The sequence below is a fragment of the Corynebacterium sp. 20-84 genome, from assembly GCF_053479455.1.
Genome location: NZ_JBRBCB010000032.1, coordinates 1 through 641, shown reverse-complemented (window position 1 = coordinate 641; position 641 = coordinate 1). Strand labels below are relative to the sequence as shown.

Sequence of the window (641 nt, the reverse complement as noted above, 5' to 3'; positions counted from 1 at the left end):
GCTATATTGAAGGAGCGAAAGCCACCGGATGGAAACAAGCCATCAACCAACTAGCCGTGGCTTACCCCGACCGATTCGCGGACTACTTGTAAACCAAACCCCCGCACACAAACAATCGGACACCCTCTTGTCTGTGCGTGGGAACTACAAGACGTTGAAACGCCGCGCCAAAGACATCGTCCCCGAGGTGGATACACCTGCCCCTGAATCATCGGTCCGGTTCGGTAAGGAACGGAAAGGCAAGCGCACCTTTAGTGCTACTGGTGATGCGCGGGATATTGCTGCCCTTGAGTACGCCCTGCGCCAAAAACTCGACGCTAATCGTCCTGAGGGTCCGCAGATGTACGAGGCGTTCCACGACCTACTCCACAACGACGGTGCTGTTGCGGATGCTGTTCCACGCCCGCTGGTGCAGATCCCGCTGCCGGATTACATCAAGGTCCTCGGCGGCCAGGGCGATGAGACCATCCTGGGATTGTCTGATGGCACCACGATGACTGGTGCGGAGTACCTCACTCGGTTCCACGGGTCCGACTTGGAAGTCGCACTCTTCCACCCGCAGGCAGGTCCGGTGAACCTGTACAACACGAAACGGTTCGCCAATAAGAAACAACGCGACCTCGCCCGGGCAACACTGACGA

The 641-nt window shown here is 57.9% G+C and carries 1 pseudogene; it reads left to right on the top strand.

The features are described from left to right. Positions 1 to 133: 133 nt before the first annotated feature. Positions 134 to 641, top strand: a pseudogene (locus ACUY2Y_RS11700) (HNH endonuclease signature motif containing protein); the annotation flags it as partial.